The organism is Nitratireductor sp. OM-1, from assembly GCF_003296175.1.
Classification (GTDB): Bacteria; Pseudomonadota; Alphaproteobacteria; order Rhizobiales; family Rhizobiaceae; genus Nitratireductor; species Nitratireductor aquimarinus.
This window is the reverse complement of record NZ_CP029209.1, coordinates 737,316-752,487: the sequence shown is the minus strand read 5'-3', so window position 1 is coordinate 752,487 and position 15,172 is coordinate 737,316. Positions and strand designations below refer to the sequence as shown.

17 protein-coding genes are annotated in these 15,172 nt (G+C 61.8%); 11 read left to right on the top strand and 6 right to left on the bottom strand.

The genetic code is table 11. The features are described 5' to 3' along the window. Nucleotides 1–190: 190 nt before the first annotated feature. The gene (locus DEJ54_RS22600; RefSeq protein ID WP_113156998.1) at nucleotides 191–997 is read left to right on the top strand and encodes an ABC transporter permease; all 807 of its coding nucleotides are present in this window, start codon (nucleotides 191–193) and stop codon (nucleotides 995–997) included. 59 nt (nucleotides 998–1,056) lie between these two features. Here the strand turns inward: DEJ54_RS22600 and DEJ54_RS22595 are convergent, their stop codons facing one another. After that, the gene (locus DEJ54_RS22595) at nucleotides 1,057–1,488 is read right to left on the bottom strand and encodes an Lrp/AsnC family transcriptional regulator (RefSeq protein WP_113156997.1); all 432 of its coding nucleotides are present in this window, start codon (nucleotides 1,486–1,488) and stop codon (nucleotides 1,057–1,059) included. Nucleotides 1,489–1,611: 123 nt separating this feature from the next. Between DEJ54_RS22595 and DEJ54_RS22590 the strand changes: the two genes are divergently transcribed. Both DEJ54_RS22590 and DEJ54_RS22585 read left to right on the top strand, forming a co-directional pair. Further along, on the top strand, nucleotides 1,612–2,715 hold the full coding sequence (locus tag DEJ54_RS22590; RefSeq protein WP_113156996.1) for a saccharopine dehydrogenase family protein: 1,104 nt from the start codon (nucleotides 1,612–1,614) through the stop codon (nucleotides 2,713–2,715). 99 nt (nucleotides 2,716–2,814) lie between these two features. After that, entirely contained in the window at nucleotides 2,815–3,738 is a 924-nt protein-coding gene (locus DEJ54_RS22585) for a DMT family transporter (protein WP_113156995.1), read from the top strand. Here DEJ54_RS22585 and DEJ54_RS22580 read toward each other — a convergent pair. Continuing rightward, complete coding sequence (locus DEJ54_RS22580; protein WP_113156994.1) at nucleotides 3,714–4,028, bottom strand: helix-turn-helix transcriptional regulator; 315 nt, start codon at nucleotides 4,026–4,028, stop codon at nucleotides 3,714–3,716. The genes DEJ54_RS22585 and DEJ54_RS22580 overlap by 25 nt on opposite strands. A gap of 181 nt (nucleotides 4,029–4,209) precedes the next feature. On the opposite strand from DEJ54_RS22580, the gene DEJ54_RS22575 reads away from it, so the two are divergent. Genes DEJ54_RS22575 through DEJ54_RS22565 form a run of 3 tightly spaced genes read left to right on the top strand, consistent with a single transcriptional unit; the run spans nucleotide 4,210 to nucleotide 8,598 of the window. Beyond that, the gene (locus tag DEJ54_RS22575) at nucleotides 4,210–4,410 is read left to right on the top strand and encodes a DUF2892 domain-containing protein (protein WP_113156993.1); all 201 of its coding nucleotides are present in this window, start codon (nucleotides 4,210–4,212) and stop codon (nucleotides 4,408–4,410) included. A 19-nt stretch (nucleotides 4,411–4,429) separates the two neighbouring features. Next, the gene (locus DEJ54_RS22570; RefSeq protein ID WP_113156992.1) at nucleotides 4,430–5,392 is read left to right on the top strand and encodes an efflux RND transporter periplasmic adaptor subunit; all 963 of its coding nucleotides are present in this window, start codon (nucleotides 4,430–4,432) and stop codon (nucleotides 5,390–5,392) included. Further along, on the top strand, nucleotides 5,389–8,598 hold the full coding sequence (locus tag DEJ54_RS22565; RefSeq protein ID WP_113156991.1) for an efflux RND transporter permease subunit: 3,210 nt from the start codon (nucleotides 5,389–5,391) through the stop codon (nucleotides 8,596–8,598). Before DEJ54_RS22570 ends, DEJ54_RS22565 begins: the two co-directional genes overlap by 4 nt. A 141-nt stretch (nucleotides 8,599–8,739) precedes the next feature. Here DEJ54_RS22565 and DEJ54_RS22560 read toward each other — a convergent pair whose 3' ends face one another. Next, nucleotides 8,740–9,582 carry a universal stress protein gene (locus tag DEJ54_RS22560; RefSeq protein WP_113156990.1) on the bottom strand — a complete coding sequence of 281 codons (843 nt, stop codon included), beginning with the start codon at nucleotides 9,580–9,582 and terminating at the stop codon, nucleotides 8,740–8,742. A 24-nt stretch (nucleotides 9,583–9,606) separates the two neighbouring features. Beyond that, the gene (locus DEJ54_RS22555) at nucleotides 9,607–9,939 is read right to left on the bottom strand and encodes a cytochrome c (RefSeq protein ID WP_113156989.1); all 333 of its coding nucleotides are present in this window, start codon (nucleotides 9,937–9,939) and stop codon (nucleotides 9,607–9,609) included. A 157-nt stretch (nucleotides 9,940–10,096) separates the two neighbouring features. Here DEJ54_RS22555 and DEJ54_RS22550 point away from each other — a divergent pair, with 157 nt between their 5' ends. From DEJ54_RS22550 to DEJ54_RS22540, 3 genes are all read left to right on the top strand, one after another. Next, nucleotides 10,097–10,483, top strand: coding sequence for a hypothetical protein (locus tag DEJ54_RS22550; RefSeq protein ID WP_113156988.1), 387 nt, complete (start codon nucleotides 10,097–10,099; stop codon nucleotides 10,481–10,483). Between the two features lie 7 nt (nucleotides 10,484–10,490). Further along, nucleotides 10,491–11,075 (top strand): NAD(P)H-dependent oxidoreductase, encoded by a 585-nt coding sequence (locus tag DEJ54_RS22545; RefSeq protein ID WP_113156987.1) that lies wholly within the window; start codon nucleotides 10,491–10,493, stop codon nucleotides 11,073–11,075. Between the two features lie 112 nt (nucleotides 11,076–11,187). After that, nucleotides 11,188–11,523, top strand: coding sequence for a YegP family protein (locus tag DEJ54_RS22540; protein WP_113156986.1), 336 nt, complete (start codon nucleotides 11,188–11,190; stop codon nucleotides 11,521–11,523). Nucleotides 11,524–11,638: 115 nt separating this feature from the next. Here DEJ54_RS22540 and DEJ54_RS22535 read toward each other — a convergent pair whose 3' ends face one another. Together DEJ54_RS22535 and DEJ54_RS23320 are read right to left on the bottom strand one after the other, a co-directional pair. Then, a complete protein-coding gene (locus DEJ54_RS22535; RefSeq protein ID WP_113156985.1) occupies nucleotides 11,639–12,568 on the bottom strand; it encodes a mechanosensitive ion channel family protein in 930 nt (309 codons plus the stop codon). Continuing rightward, entirely contained in the window at nucleotides 12,565–12,753 is a 189-nt protein-coding gene (locus DEJ54_RS23320) for a hypothetical protein (RefSeq protein ID WP_162742447.1), read from the bottom strand. The genes DEJ54_RS22535 and DEJ54_RS23320 overlap by 4 nt, the downstream gene beginning before the upstream one ends. 499 nt (nucleotides 12,754–13,252) lie before the next feature. Here DEJ54_RS23320 and DEJ54_RS22530 point away from each other — a divergent pair, with 499 nt between their 5' ends. Together DEJ54_RS22530 and DEJ54_RS22525 are read left to right on the top strand one after the other, a co-directional pair. Continuing rightward, a complete protein-coding gene (locus DEJ54_RS22530) occupies nucleotides 13,253–14,245 on the top strand; it encodes a LuxR C-terminal-related transcriptional regulator (RefSeq protein WP_113156984.1) in 993 nt (330 codons plus the stop codon). 98 nt (nucleotides 14,246–14,343) lie between these two features. Beyond that, nucleotides 14,344–15,129 carry a hypothetical protein gene (locus DEJ54_RS22525; protein WP_162742445.1) on the top strand — a complete coding sequence of 262 codons (786 nt, stop codon included), beginning with the start codon at nucleotides 14,344–14,346 and terminating at the stop codon, nucleotides 15,127–15,129. The last annotated feature ends 43 nt before the right edge of the window (nucleotides 15,130–15,172 follow it).

Here is a 15,172-nt window from a genome sequence, read left to right as displayed (position 1 = left end):
GTCTGGCGTTCATTCGTCCATGCAGGCGCTGCCCCTCATCCGCCCTTCGGGCACCTTCTCCCCGCGCACGGGGAGAAGGAAATGCGCCGAGATATCCGCAGCCTTTCCTCGCCCCGTTTACGGGGAGAGGATGCCGGCAGGCAGGTGAGGGGCAGCGCCAGCCTCTCTGGACAGCGCCGGAGGTTCGCGCATGAGTGCCGCCGACCGCATCGCCCGGGCCATGTTCGGCTTCTATATGGTGGCGTTCTTTCTCTACCTGTTCGCGCCGCTCGCGATCATGGGCATCGCCACATTCAACACCAGCCGCTTCCCGACCGTGACGCCGTGGCGCGGCACGACGCTTCAATGGTTCGATGCGCTGTGGAGCGACAGCGGCATGTGGCAGTCGCTGTGGACCTCCTTCATCGTCGCCTTCTTCGTTGTGATCACCGTTCTGCCCATCGGCACGGCGGCAGCGCTTGTTCTCACGAGCCTGCATGCGCGCGCCCGCAGCTTCATGTATGCGGTCATGGTGTCGCCGCTGCTCACGCCCGGCGTGGTCATCGGCATCGCCACACTGGTTCTGTGGCGGCAGCTCGGCGTCGGCGGCGGCGTGTTTCTGATCGTGGTGGCGCAGGCGAGCTTCATCATCTGCTATGTCATGCTGATGATCACGGCGCGGCTCCAGCGCTTCGACCCGACACAGGAAGAAGCGGCCCTTGGTCTCGGCGCATCGAAGTTCATGGTGTTCCGCCGCGTGCTCCTGCCCTTCCTGAAACCCGCGCTCATCGCAGCCGGTTTCCTGGCGATCCTGCAATCCATCGAGAACTACAACACGACGCTGTTCGTGCGCGGTTTCGATACGCCGCTGACGGTCTACATCGCCACCAAGGTGCGCACGGGCCTGACGCCCGCCGTGAATGCGCTGGCGTTGATCATGATCGCGATCACGGTGCTTGGAGCCATCGCCTATGAGATTGCCCGCCGCCGCAGCGCTGCGCGGATGGCGGCGGATTAGAGCAATTCCGGACGAAAAACCGGGACCCGCTTTTTCCGGAATTGCTCTGGCCCAGCGATCTAACGATCAATCCGTGTCGACAGGATGATGGAGCTCATTGTCCGGTCGACGCCCTTCAGTGCGCCAATCGTGTCGATCACCGCATCAAGCTCGGCCACCGAGGGCGCTTCGACGACGATGATCATGTCGAACGAGCCGCTGACGGAATGGACCGCGCGCACGGCCGGCATCTTCTCCATGGCTGCGATGACATCGCCGGAGAGCTTTGGCGAAACCGTTACCAGAAGATGCGCGCGGATCTGCGCGGCGTCATATTCGCCTGAGAGCCGCACCGCATAGCCGGCGATTGTGCCGCTGCGCTCCAGCCGCTCGAGCCGGCTTTGCGCGGTGGAGCGCGAGACCCCGAGCCGTCGTGCGATTTCCGACACCGACATGCGGGCATTCTCCCGCAGGAGAGCGATCACCGCACGATCCGCTTGCGATACCGTCATATTGTCCAATCTTATCGTCAATATGTTTAAAATGATAAGTCAAATTACCCGATTTATCTCTTCGATTCAACGCAGATCGGGGTGACACTTGGTGCGCATTCTACAGAATCGAAAGGGAACGGAATGAAGGAAATCGTCGTCACCGGAGCCGGGCGCATCGGCGCTGCCATTGCTGACATGCTGGTCGCCTCGGGCGATTATTCGGTCACCGTTGCCGACCGTTCGGCCGAACAGCTCGCGGCCCTGCCCGAGCACCCGCAGATTGCGGGTGTCGAGGTCGACCTTTCCGACACGAAGGCGCTGGCTGCCGTTCTGAAGGGCAAGTTCGCCCTGCTCAACGCCGCGCCCTACAATCTGACCGTTCCCATTGCCGAGGCCGCAGCCGAAGCCGGTGTGCATTACCTCGACCTTACCGAGGATGTGAAAAGCACGCGTCGCGTGAAGGAGATCGCGGCGACCGCCGACACGGCCTTCATTCCCCAGTGCGGTCTCGCGCCGGGCTTCATCACCATCGCCGCCAATTCGCTCGCCAAGCGCTTTGACGAGCTGCACGATGTTCGGATGCGCGTCGGCGCGCTGCCGCAGTTTCCGGCCAATGCGCTCAATTACAATCTCACCTGGTCGCCGGAAGGCGTGATCAACGAGTATTGCGAATCCTGCGAGGCCATTGTCGATGGCGAAATGAAGGAAGTCGCGCCGCTTGAGGGGCTGGAAGAGTTCTCGCTGGACGGCGTGCGCTACGAAGCGTTCAACACGTCCGGTGGCCTGGGCTCCATCTGCGAGTCGCTAAAAGGGCGTGTGCGCAATCTCAACTACCGCACGATCCGCTATCCCGGCCATGCCTCGATCATGAAGATGCTGCTGAACGATCTGCGCCTGATCGAGCGCCGCGATCTGTTGAAGGAGATCTTCGAGCACGCACTGCCGACCACCATGCAGGACGTGGTGGTGATCTTCGTGACGATCACGGGCCTGAAGAATGGCCGGTTGGTGCAGGAGAGCTACGCCAACTCCGTGTTCGCCGATCCGGCAGGGCCGCATGCGCGCAGCGCCATCCAGAAGACGACGGCAGCCGGCATCTGCACCGTGCTTGACCTGCTCGCCAATGGCAAACTCCCCGCAAAAGGCTTCGTGCAGCAGGAAGACATTGCGCTGGAAGACTTTTTGGCAAACCGCTTCGGCCGCACCTATCAGCCGGACAGCGGCCCGCAGGCAAAAGCGGCCTGATCGAGCATTTTTCGGCCAGCGGCGAAATAGGTCGCTGGCCGTACCGTTTCGGCCTCATGTGACATTGCGCGGGTCAGAACCCCTCCATAATCTCGCGCGATGACAAACGACCGGCCGCTAGTCGGCATCCTCCTGATGATCGGTTTCTGCGCGGTCGCCCCTCTGGGCGACTCGATTGCGAAACTGTTGGGCGAGACCATTCCGCTGTTCGAGCTTCTGGTCGTACGTTTCGCCGCGCAGGTGGTCTTTCTTCTGCCTATCGTCTGGTGGAGCGGCATACGGCTCGCACTGCCCGCATATGTGATGCGGCTGACAGTGCTGCGCACGGCGCTGCACATCACGGGCATCGGCGCGATGTTCATGTCGCTGCGGTATCTGCCGTTGGCCGACGCGGTGGCAATCGCCTTCGTCATGCCGTTCATCATGCTCGCTTTCGGAAAGTTCTTTCTTGGCGAAGCGATTGGCCCAAGGCGTCTTGCAGCCTGCACGGTCGGCTTCATCGGCACGCTTCTTGTCGTGCAGCCGAACCTCGTGACCGTGGGCGCGCCGGCTTTGCTGCCGCTGGTCGTCGCCTTTGCCTTTTCAGGCTACATGCTGGTAACGCGGAAGATCTCGCGCGTGGCCGACCCGATTGCGCTTCAGGTGGTGAGCGGCATTTACGCCGTCATCGGTTTTGCGGCGGTCGCGTTCATAAATCTCGGTTTCGATCTGCCGCAGCTGCGCATGGTGCAGCCGGATCTGCGGGAGACGCTGCTCCTGATCGCTTCGGGCTTTTTCGGAACGTTCGGGCACCTGCTCATGACCTGGTCGCTGCGCTTTGCGCCATCGGCCACCGTGGCGCCGATCCAGTATCTGGAGATCCCCTTCGCCACCGTGATCGGCTGGCTGATCTTCCGCGACCTGCCCAACGGGCTCGCCGCTCTCGGCATCGCCATCACCATTGGCGCAGGGCTCTACATCGTTTTCCGCGAGCGGGCCATTGCAAGGGATGTGCAGGCTCAGCCCTTGCCGGACGCGCAGTAGATTCCGTAGAGGGTCTGGAGCACCTGCTCCACTTCCTGTGCGGCAAGGCTGTAATAGATTTGCTGGCCGTCTCGCCGCGTCTCCACCAGCCCCAGTGCCCGTAACTTGCCGAGCTGCTGGGATAAGGCCGACTGGGACATGCCAACCGCTTCCGCCAGCGCATTCACGCTCGCTTCGCCATCGAGCAGGTGGCAAAGGATCATGAGCCGGTTCTGGTTGGCCATGGCCTTGAGGAGGTCCGAGGCTTGCCGCGCCTTGCTTTCAAAGGCGGCGATGTCGTTTTCGTTCATCTGAATACATGAATTTATGAGCATCTCAGATGTCGGGTGCGCGGGCAGTCATGTCAAGCGCTCTCGCGGGCTGCTGCACAATCCGATCCATGTCGTTGCGGGAAAGTTCAAATCATCGGGTCTTGCATTTCACTCGTATATTAATATATGAAGACATCATAATATTCAAGGAGGCATAGCCATGACACTCGATCGCGCAGTTCTCGCCTTTGCTGGCATCATGATACTTCTCTCCGTGGTTCTGACCATGTGGGTCTCGCCGCTGTTCATCTGGTTCACGGTCTTTATCGGCCTGAACATGCTACAGTCGGCTTTCACGGGCTTCTGCCCGGCCGCGTTCCTGTTCCGCAAGCTGGGCGTGAAGTCCGGCACCGCGTTTTAATCACCACAGTGAGGCTCCGATGCGCGCCATTCTTCTTCTCGCCGGGTTTCTTTCAGCAGGCCCGGCACTCGCCGAAAACATCACCCTGACGCCAACTGCGATAACCGAGTGGAAGCCGGTCTATGGCCGCGTGGAAGCTCGGGATACGGTGCCGGCGCGTGCGCGCATCGGTGGCATCGTTGTCGAACTGAATGTCAGCGAGGGCGACAACGTCACCTCCGGGCAGCAGATCGGCACGATCCGTGACGACAAGATCGCATTCCAGATCGCCGCTCTAGACGCGCAGCTGCGCGCGCTGGAGGCGCAGATGGAAACGGCGGAATCAGAACTCGCCCGCGGCCAGACACTGGTGGAACGCGGCGTTGTTACCACCCAGCGGCTCGACCAGCTGCGCACGCAGGTGGACGTGATCCGCAACCAGATCGCCGCCACCGAAGCACAGCGTTCGGTGATCGAACAGCAGGGTGCCGAGGGCGCAATCTTTGCGCCGCTCGATGGCCGGATCCTGACGGTTCCCGTCACAAGGGGCGCCGTGGTTCTGCCCGGTGAACCGATCGCCACGATTGGCGGCGGTGGGTTCTTCCTGCGTCTTGCAATCCCCGAACGGCACGCAGCCGCGCTCGAAGAAGATGCAGCCATTCACATCACCAGCCAGGGGCAGGAAGTGGAAGGCCGTCTCGCCAAAATCTATCCGCAGATCGAGAATGGCCGCGTTATCGCGGATGTGGAGGTGGAAAGCCTCGACACTGCCTTTGTCGATGCGCGTGTGCTCGTGCGTGTGCCGGTGGGCGAACGCGAAGCGCTGCTCGTTCCCGCCGCTGCCGTCACCACGCGCTCGGGCATCGATTTCGTCACCGTTGAAGCAGGCGGGGCAACCATCGAACGCACGGTGGTTCCGGGCGAAACCGTTACCCGCGACGATGGTGACTTTGTTGAAATCCTGAGCGGCCTCGCTGCCGGAGACACGGTCATCGCGCCATGAACCAAGCACCAGAAAAGCTGGGTATTGCCGGTGTGCTGACGCGCACCTTCATCAATTCGCCCCTCACCCCCCTCTTCCTGATCGCGGCTTTCGCCTTCGGTCTCGTGGCGCTTGCCACCCTGCCGCGCGAGGAAGAGCCCCAGATCTCCGTTCCCATGGTGGACATCCACGTCCAGGCCAACGGGCTGAAGGCGGAAGACGCCGTCAAACTCGTGACCGAGCCGCTGGAAACCATCGTCAAGGGCATTGACGGTGTCGAGCACGTCTATTCGCAGACCGGCGACGACCGCACCATGGTCACCGCGCGTTTCGTTGTCGGCACCTCGTCCGACGCCGCAGTGCTGCGCGTGCACGACAAGGTGCGGGCCAATATGGACCGCATTCCCGTCGGCATTCCCGAACCGCTGATCGTTGGACGCGGGATCGACGATGTCGCCATCGTCTCGCTCACCCTGTCGCCGAAGCCCGAGGCCGCCGACAGCACCACGGCGACCGATCTGACCCGGATCGCCCGCGAGCTGCGCACCGAGATCGCAAAGATCGAGGATGTCGGCCTGACCTATCTGGTTGGCGAAACCGGCGAGGTGATCCGCATCGCGCCCGATCCGCGCCGCCTGGCGCTCAACGGTATCACGCTGCAGCAGCTGGCCGGCAAGGTGTCGGGCGCAAACCGCGCCTTCCCCGTCGGGCAGGTGCGCGATGCGGGTGAGCAGATCACCGTTGTTGCGGGCGAAACGCTGCGCACGCCAGCCGAAATCGGCAATCTGCTGCTGACCGCGCGTGACGGACGCCCCGTCTATGTGCGCGATGTGGCCGATGTGAGCTTCACGACGGACGCCAGCGAAGCGCTGGTCTCGACCGTGACCCGCAGCGAGGATGGCGCAATCGAACGCGTTCCGTCCGTCACGCTGGCAGTCGCAAAGCGCGCCGGCGCAAACGCCGTGACCGTGGCGCACCAGATTCTGGAGCGTGTGGAGCTGCTCGAAGGCAATGTCATTCCCGACAGTGTCTCCGTGGAGATCACCCGCGATTATGGCGAAACGGCCAATGAAAAGGCCAATGAGCTGCTGTTCCACCTGGCTCTTGCGACGATTTCGATCATCGCGCTCGTGTGGGTTGCCATTGGCTGGCGGGAAGCGATCGTGGTGGCCATCGTCATTCCGGTCACCATCCTGCTCACCCTGTTTGCCGCCCGCGTGATGGGATACACGCTGAACCGCGTCTCGCTGTTCGCGCTGATTTTCTCCATCGGCATTCTGGTGGACGACGCCATCGTGGTGATCGAGAACATCGCACGCCACTGGGGCATGGGTGACGGGCGCGACCGCCGCCGCGCGGCCATTGAGGCCGTGGCGGAAGTGGGCAACCCGACCATCGTCGCCACGCTGACTGTGGTGGCCGCCCTTCTGCCGATGCTGTTCGTGTCCGGCATGATGGGGCCCTATATGAGCCCGATCCCGGCCAACGCCTCGGCTGCGATGATCTTCTCCTTCTTCGTCGCCGTCATGGTCACGCCGTGGCTGATGATGAAGACCGCCGGCAAGGCCCCCATCGCTGCGCATGGTGGCGACGGTCATCACCAGGGCGGTTCGCTCGGGCGCATCTATAGCTGGGCGGCCCGGCCGATCCTAAAGAGCAAGGGGCGGAGCTGGTTCTTCCTCATCGCCGTTGGTCTCGTGACGCTCGGCTCGCTCGGTCTGTTCTACACCAAGGACGTGACCGTGAAGCTGCTGCCGTTCGACAACAAGTCGGAACTGGCGGTGCTGATCGACCTGCCCGAGGGCTCTTCCGTGGAAGCCACGGATGCGGTTGCCCAGGCGGTTGCGCGCAACGTGCTCGAACTGCCCGAGGTTCGCTCGGTGCAGACCCATGCGGGCTCGGCCGCTCCGTTCAACTTCAACGGGCTGGTGCGTCACTACTTCCTGCGTGCAGCCCCTGAACAGGGCGACGTGGCGCTGAACCTGACCGGCAAGGGCGAGCGCGACCGCGCCAGCCATGACATCGCGCTCGACATTCGCGAGCGCCTTGCCACGCTGCCGGTGCCCGAGGGCACGAGCCTGAAGGTCGTTGAGCCGCCGCCCGGCCCGCCGGTCATGGCGACGCTGCTGGCCGAGATCTATGGTCCCGACGCTGAAACGCGCCGTCAGGTGGCGGAGCGGGTGGAGGCTGCGTTCCGCTCTGTTCCCTTCGTGGTGGACGTGGACAACTCCTTCGGCGATCCTGCCCGGCGTCTGCGCGCCACGGTCTCGACCGATGATGCGGAATTCTACCGTGTTGAAGAGAGCGACGTGTTCGACACGCTGGCCATCCTCAATGGCGGCCAGACCGTTGGCTATTCGCATCGCGGCGAAGGCCGTCAGCCGATCCCGATCCGTGTCGAGCGGCCCAGGGGCGAGAAGACGCTGGACGAGGATTTCCTGACGACGCCGATTCCCGCCAATGTGCTGCCGGGCAGCCGCGGCGTGGTGGATCTGGGCGATGTCGTGCAGATTTCCGAGGAGCGCGCCTCCTATCCGGTGTTCCGCCACAATGGCCGTGCGGCCGAGATGGTGACGGCAGAACTGGCCGGCGATTTCGAGGCTCCGCTCTATGGCATGATGGCCGTGCAGGAGGCGCTGGATGCGCAGGACTGGACGGGGCTCGAAAAGCCGACCATCAGCCTGAACGGCCAGCCCTCGGACGAAAGCACCCCCACGCTTCTGTGGGATGGCGAGTGGGAAGTGACCTGGGTCACCTTCCGTGACATGGGCGCTGCTTTCATGGTTGCCCTGCTCGGCATCTACATTCTGGTGGTGGCGCAGTTCGGCTCGTTCAAGGTGCCGCTGGTGATCCTGACGCCGATCCCGCTGACCTTCATCGGCATTCTCGGCGGGCACTGGTTGTTTGGCGCGCCCTTCTCGGCCACGTCGATGATCGGCTTCATCGCGCTTGCCGGCATCATCGTCCGCAACTCGATCCTGCTGGTGGACTTCATCCGCCATGCGGCGTCGCCCGAGCGGCCGCTGACCGAGGTGCTGATCGAAGCCGGTGCGATCCGCTTCAAACCGATCTTGCTCACCGCCTTTGCGGCGATGATCGGCGCGGCGGTGATCCTTGCGGACCCGATCTTTCAGGGTCTGGCGATCTCGCTCCTGTTCGGTCTGGCGTCTTCGACGCTGCTGACCGTGCTGGTTATCCCCGCGATCTACCGTGTGCTGCGCACCTGATTGCGGCGAAAGCCCTCGCCTTCCCCCTCATACGGGCGCACATGTGCCCGTCAGGGGGAAGGCACTTCTCCCCTCCCCCTGACGCATTGTTTTTACGAAATTCCGGACGAAAAACCGGTTCCCGCTTTTCCTGGAATTTCTTTAGTGCGCTAACAGAAGCGGTGCGGGCGCGCTTTGGAGCATGGTGCGGGTGACACCGCCGAGGACAGCCTCGCGGAAGCGGGAATGAACGAAAGCGCCCATCACCATCAGCTCCACCTGCTCTGCCGACAGAAACGCATTCAGCCGCGCCGTGACATCGCCATCAATGGCGGTGAGTGTTTCAATCTGCGGGTCATTGACCCCGTGGCGGACGAGATAGGCGGCAAGGTCGGCCCCCGGCGCCATGCGCGAGAGATCCTTCTCGCCGGTCACCGAAACGATGAACACCTGCTCTGCTTCCTGCAGGAAGGACAGCGCATCGTCCACCGCGCGCGCCGCACGGGCGCTGCCGTCCCAGGCAACCGCAACACGCTTCGGCGCGGGGTTGCCACCAGCCTGCGGCACCAGAAGCACAGGCCGGCCGCTGTCGAACAGCACATCCTCGACCACATCGCTTTTCATATCCGAGCCTTTGCCCGGTGCGTCGAGTACGCACAAATCGTTGACCCTTGCGAGGCGCGCAAGGCGTGCGCTGCGTGGCTCAAGCCGCGAAAGCGACTGCTCGGTCACGCATTCCACGCCGGCCCCTGCGGCAAGCCGCGCCGCAGCCTTCGCGGTTTCGCGCGTCGTGGCTTCCAGTGCGTCCAGCTCTTTCTTGACGATGCTGGCCAGGCCGCCGCCGGTGCGCGAGATCGGCAGGTAGATGGATGGCGGCAGCGCGCAGACCGTGAGACAGGAACCATGATGGGCGGCAAGCGCCACCGCATAATCGAGCGCCGGCGTGGAGGTGAACCCCTCGCTGGCCTCAAGGCCGACAAGAATGCATTTCGGTTTATCGGCCATGGTTCTTCTCCTTCTGAAAAAGCGCTACTGGAGCGTGGCGAGATAAGTCAGGATCGCGTCGATCTGGTCAGGCTCGGCGATGAAGACCGGCATGTCGGGATGGCCCACGACAATGCCTTCTGCAAACGCCTCTTCCAGCGCCTCCAGCGGATAGCGCTGCGAGAGCTCGCGGAAGGGCGGCGCTTCCGGATGTGTGCTCTCATCAGTCGCGCCGACGGCATGGCAACTGGAGCAGTTCGTCTCGATCAGCTCCCGGCCATAGGCCACGAGTTCATCAGCTTCGTCTGCCATCGCCTGAGCGCAGGCTGCTGCGAAGAGCGCCGCGAAGACGCCCGTGCGGAGCGTGAAGTTCTGCATTTCCAGCCTTTCGGATCATAATTGATTCAAGAACTATCAGCTTTAGCATAGCAAACTTTGATGCGGGTCAAGGAACAGTGGCAAACAATGACTTGATCTTTGTCAAAGCGCCTTCAGAATCGGCTTTCTAGGGTGGTGAAGAACGAAAGGATCCAGCATGACCACAGTTTCTGACCTCTCTCCGAAAATTCGCCATGTCCGGCTCGAACTCGCCCGCGAAAAAGGGCACCCGATGGGTGAGCATGACGAGGGCTACGATCTGCTCGTACCGCTGGACACGGAGGGCCGCCTCGACCCCGTGGAGTGGAAGAAGCACCAGATGCAGTGCCGCGTGCGCCGCTTTGAACCGGACGCGCAGGACAAGATTGGCCGGTTGCGCCGCAAGCCCGGCGGCCAGTGGTATTTCGACTATGAGGAAGGCGAGCGCGATGACGAGATCGGCTTCCGCCTCGGGGAGGAACGCTTCCGGCAGGGCGAATATGTTTCCATCTCCCGTGAAGGCCAGATGCACACCTTTCAGGTGAAGCTGGTCGAACGGCTTTAGCGGCCCGATGATCCGGCGCATCGCCATCGTGCTGGGGCATCCCGACCCCAGCCCCGACCGGCTCTGCCGCGCCTTCGCTGCCGCCTATGCGGAAGGGGCGCAGGGGGCCGGGCATGTGGTCGACATCATCGATCTGGCGGCGCTGGACTTCCCGCTTTTGAATTCACAGCAGGATTTTCTGCACGGAGCCCTGCCCGACGCGCTGAAACCGGCGCAGGAGGCCGTGACCGCCGCCGAACATGTGGTGTTCATCTACCCTCTGTGGCTCGGCACCATGCCAGCGCTCCTGAAGGGCTTTCTCGAACAGCTCCTGCGTCCGGGCGTTGCCTTTGCCTACAAGGAGAAGGGGTTTCCCGAAACGCTGCTCAAGGGCAAATCGGCGCGGGTTATCGTCACCATGGGCATGCCGGCGCTGATCTACCGGCTCTGGTTCTTCTCGCACAGCCTGCGCAGCCTTCGCCGCCACGTGCTGAAATTCGTCGGTTTTTCGCCCGTGCGCGAAACCCTGTTCGGCGCAGTGGAAGAAGCGAGTGAAGAAAAGCGCAAAAGCTGGATCGAAGAGGTCCGCGCGCTGGGCAAGAGTGCTCTCTAGTTGTGAAATCCACACCGCCCGGGGTGACAGACCCGGCATAACAAAGCATCTTGCGCATATGGATTCACGGATCCAGACGTGACGACGCATCATCATCAGGAGGGCATCCGCAATGGCGGGAAAGTTCGAACTCTACAAGGACAAGGCGGGTGAATTCAGGTTTCGCCTGAAAGCCGGCAATGGCGAGATCATTCTGGCCAGCGAAGGCTACAAGCAGAAGTCGAGCGCGGAGAACGGCATCGAGTCCGTTCGCACCAACTCTCCCAAGGACGAGCGCTACGAGCGCAAGGATACCTCTTCGGGCAAGCCCATGTTCAACCTGAAGGCCTCCAATGGCCAGGTGATCGGCACGAGCGAATCCTATAGCAGCGAAAGCGCGCGCGAAAACGGCATCCAGTCCGTGAAGAACAACGCCCCGGACGCCAAGCTGGAAGATCTGACGGCCTAGAGCAATTTCGGGAAAAGTGGGAACCGGTTTTCCGACCGGAATTGCGTAAAAACAATGAGTAGGGCGTTTTCGCGATCCAATGAAAAGCGGAAACGCTCCAAGCCCGGCTTTCCCTTTAGTGCTCCATGACCTTGCGTGGAGCGGAGGTCGCCTCCGCTCCACCATTCACAATGCGTATCCCCGGCACGGGCAGCGGCAGGCCTGAATTGCGCAGGGCCGCATCGATCTCGGCGAAGATCGCATCCCGGCAGTCGATGTCATCGGCGAAGCTGGGCACCCAGAATCGCACATTATAGCGAATGCCTTCCGGATCGTATGACGCTACCCGAACGTCCGGCGCCGGCGTCTGAACGATGATCGGTGAACGGCTGGCGGCCTCGGCCAGAAGCTTGCGCGCATCGCTGACGGCAAAGGCGTGAGATAGCACCACTTCCACCTGCGTTCGGTATTTCCGGTTCGGAGCGCTGTAGTTGGTGAGCTTCTGCCGTGCGATCTGGCTGTTGGGCAGGATCACATAGGTGTCGTTGCGGGTGAACAGGCGCGTGGTGCGCCAGCCGATCTCGATCACCCGCCCGCGCGTCTGGTCGTCGATGGAAACCCAGTCGCCTATGCGATATGGCGCTTCGATGCCCACTGCGATGCCGGCGAAGACATCCGCCAGCGTGCTGCGCAGCGCGAAGCCCAGAATTGCGATGATAAGCCCGGAACCGGCCAGCGCGCCGCTCCAGCTCTGTCCGATCACCAGCATCACCGTCGCCAGCGTCGCGGCCAGGAACAGGGCAGCCGAGATCAGCTCCGGCAGAAGCTTCGGCACCTGACGGCGCTTTCGCCCGGCCCGCTCCAGCGCCATGGCGACAAGACGCCCGCCCAGCCACGCCGCCGAAAAATAGGCGACAGCGCCTGTCAGCACGCGAATGGGTTTGGGCGGGATGCCCAGTTCCAGCCACTCCATGACCGGCTGGTGCAGCATATAGGCGGCAATGGCGAGCCCGGTGCAAAGCAGCGGCCAGAGTATGCGCAGGAAGGTTTTGCGGATCGCACTCATATCAGGCTCACCTCCAGGTCGACACGGCGGAAGCCGCGACCGGGGCGCTCGCGCGGGCGTGCGGGCAGCTTGACCGGCTGATCGTCCTGGCGAATGGGGCTCAGGCAATGAAGGCAGCGCGAAGCGGCGCGCGGAGACAGGCTTCCGCAATGCGCGCAAACCAGAGGCTGAATTTTTCTCGACATTTGTGATCTCTTCCAGGCACTTGGATCGCCGTGCATCCATTCGGACGCACCAAAGACGGTCCAGAGTTTCGATGGAGCATCGGAGGAAACCGAAAACCGGCTTCCACTTTTTGGATCGATGCTCTGGCTGGCACCCGGGACGGAAGAGAACTTATGCTTATCTCAACGACACACCGCCCCGGGAGAAACATGAGTTTCCCGGGCGCACCTGATCGTCGCGTTTTTCAGATTCATAAGCATGTTTTTGATTTAATTATAAAAATTTGTTTTTCAAGCTCAGAATCCAATAATAATCAGAAACCATCGCTCAAATGAGACATTCGCTTATGAATGGAGCCATTTGTTTGGTTTTTTATTGGCATTTCCCGTCTGATTGATTTCCATAAATTGTGCTTGATTGAAAAATTGCTTGAATCTGTAATTTTCTATTGCCCTTACGTAAGGAAAAATGCAGCTTCACTTCATTCATTTCACTCGTTGAAAACCACGCTTCACTGGCATGAACGACCGGCTTGCCTCCACTTCCGATTTCCTGCTTGAACTCTATTCGGACGCGGCCGACTGCCATCCCGAGGCCTTTCGGCTTCGCACGCTGGAGCGGCTCACAAAGCTGATCGATTTCGATTTCGCGGTCTGGGGCGGCGGAGCGGCTGAAAGCCGCGACGTGACGGATCTGGTTACCTATGAGCAGTCGCCCGAGATACTCAATGATTGGTCTCAGGTGGCCGATCAGGATGCCTTCTGCGACATCACGCTGGAGCAATTGGGAAAAGCCGCCCGTTTCGACGATATCCAGAATTATCGGGACAGCATCGCCTATAATGATCACTGGCGGCGCTTTGGAGCGCGGCAGATGATGGCGACGATCTCGGCCGAGCCTCTGGATGGCTATGTCAGCTTCGTGGGCCTCTGTTCCGAAGCCAGAACAAACGTCTTCTGCGACGCCTCCCGGATGATGAAGAACGTGATCTTGCCGCATCTCTCGGCAGCGCTTCGCATCAACCGGCAATCCTCGCTCATGCGTCACGGCCGCGAAAGCGAAGCCATCGGCCTTGTGGATCGGGGCGGCTGGATTCTGGTCGGTCTCGACAGGTTTTCGGAGCTGGCGCGCGAGGAAGGTGCGCTTTCCAATCGCTTGCCGCATGGGATGTGGGAGGGGCTTGTGCAGACCGGCGCCTGGCAGGGCACGGCGCTTCTTGCCAGCGCCGAGCGCTGGGGTGCGCATTATCTCGTGCGGCTCACACCACTTGGCGCATTTGCGCGCCTGCCCCCTCGCGAAATGGAGATCGTGCGTTCCTACGTGACCGGGCTGACTTTTCGGGAAATCGCGACAGAGCTGGCCATCGCCCCTTCCACGGTGCGCAACCACATCGCCAACATTTTTGGAAAACTGCACGTCGCCAGCCGGACAGAGCTGGTGCAACTGCATCTGACGACCTTTGGCCAGTTCACCGCTCCGGGCGCACCGAGAGCCCCGGGCGCAAGCCCGTAGTGCATCTGCACTATTTCCTTTTGTCTTTATCGCCGCTTCTTTCGCCCTGCCCGGCCGAAGCGCGCCGGCGGGCGGAAACGAAGCAAAGGCACGATGGAATGAGAAAACTGATCGCGGGGTTTCTGTTTGCGCTGACAGCGATGTCGGCCCCGGCTTCGGCTGAAATCGACGGGCATGGGCCCGATAGCTGGCGGGTGGTTGGCGTCTCCAGAAACGACGCGCTCAACGCGCGTATGGGCCCGGGCACGCGCTATCCGGTGATTGAGCGTTTCCGCAGCAATGAAGGCGGGCTGAAACAGGTCACATGCGTTCCATACATCCCGCCGGCACATTTTCAGCGCATGAGCGAAGCGCAGCGCCGGGCGCTGCCGCCGCGCTGGTGCCTGATGCAGGATCGCGCTTTGATCCGGGCGGGCTGGGTCAATGCGAACTATCTGCGGCCTGATTTTGGACAGCCAGCAAAACCACAAAAGCCGGCCAAACGCGTTTCCGTGGAGCCCGGCGGCGATCTGATCGCCAGATCGGAAGGGCTGGTGCGCGCGCTCTACGAACTGCGTTCGCTTGAGGATCAGGGGATTCGAACCGAGCTTTACACGCGCACGGGGGCCGGGCGGTTCTTCCAGAAAGCCATTGTGCAGCGCTTCATATCCGGAGCTGCGGGGGCCGACCCCATTTATGGCGCTCAGGATTTCGACGGCGCATGCGAAGAGCCGCGTCGCCATCCCACGCAGCCCATGTATCGCGGCATGATCACCGTCATTGTGGACTGTGTGAATTTCGGGCGGGCGCAGCGCACCGAATACGCCCTGCGTATTGATCCCGATCAGCCGGACGGTACACCGCGCATTTTCCGCATCAGCCACAAGGACTGGGATTTCCCGTGATTCCGGTCCCCTCACCTTTCCCTGAACAACCCAGGAGCACTTA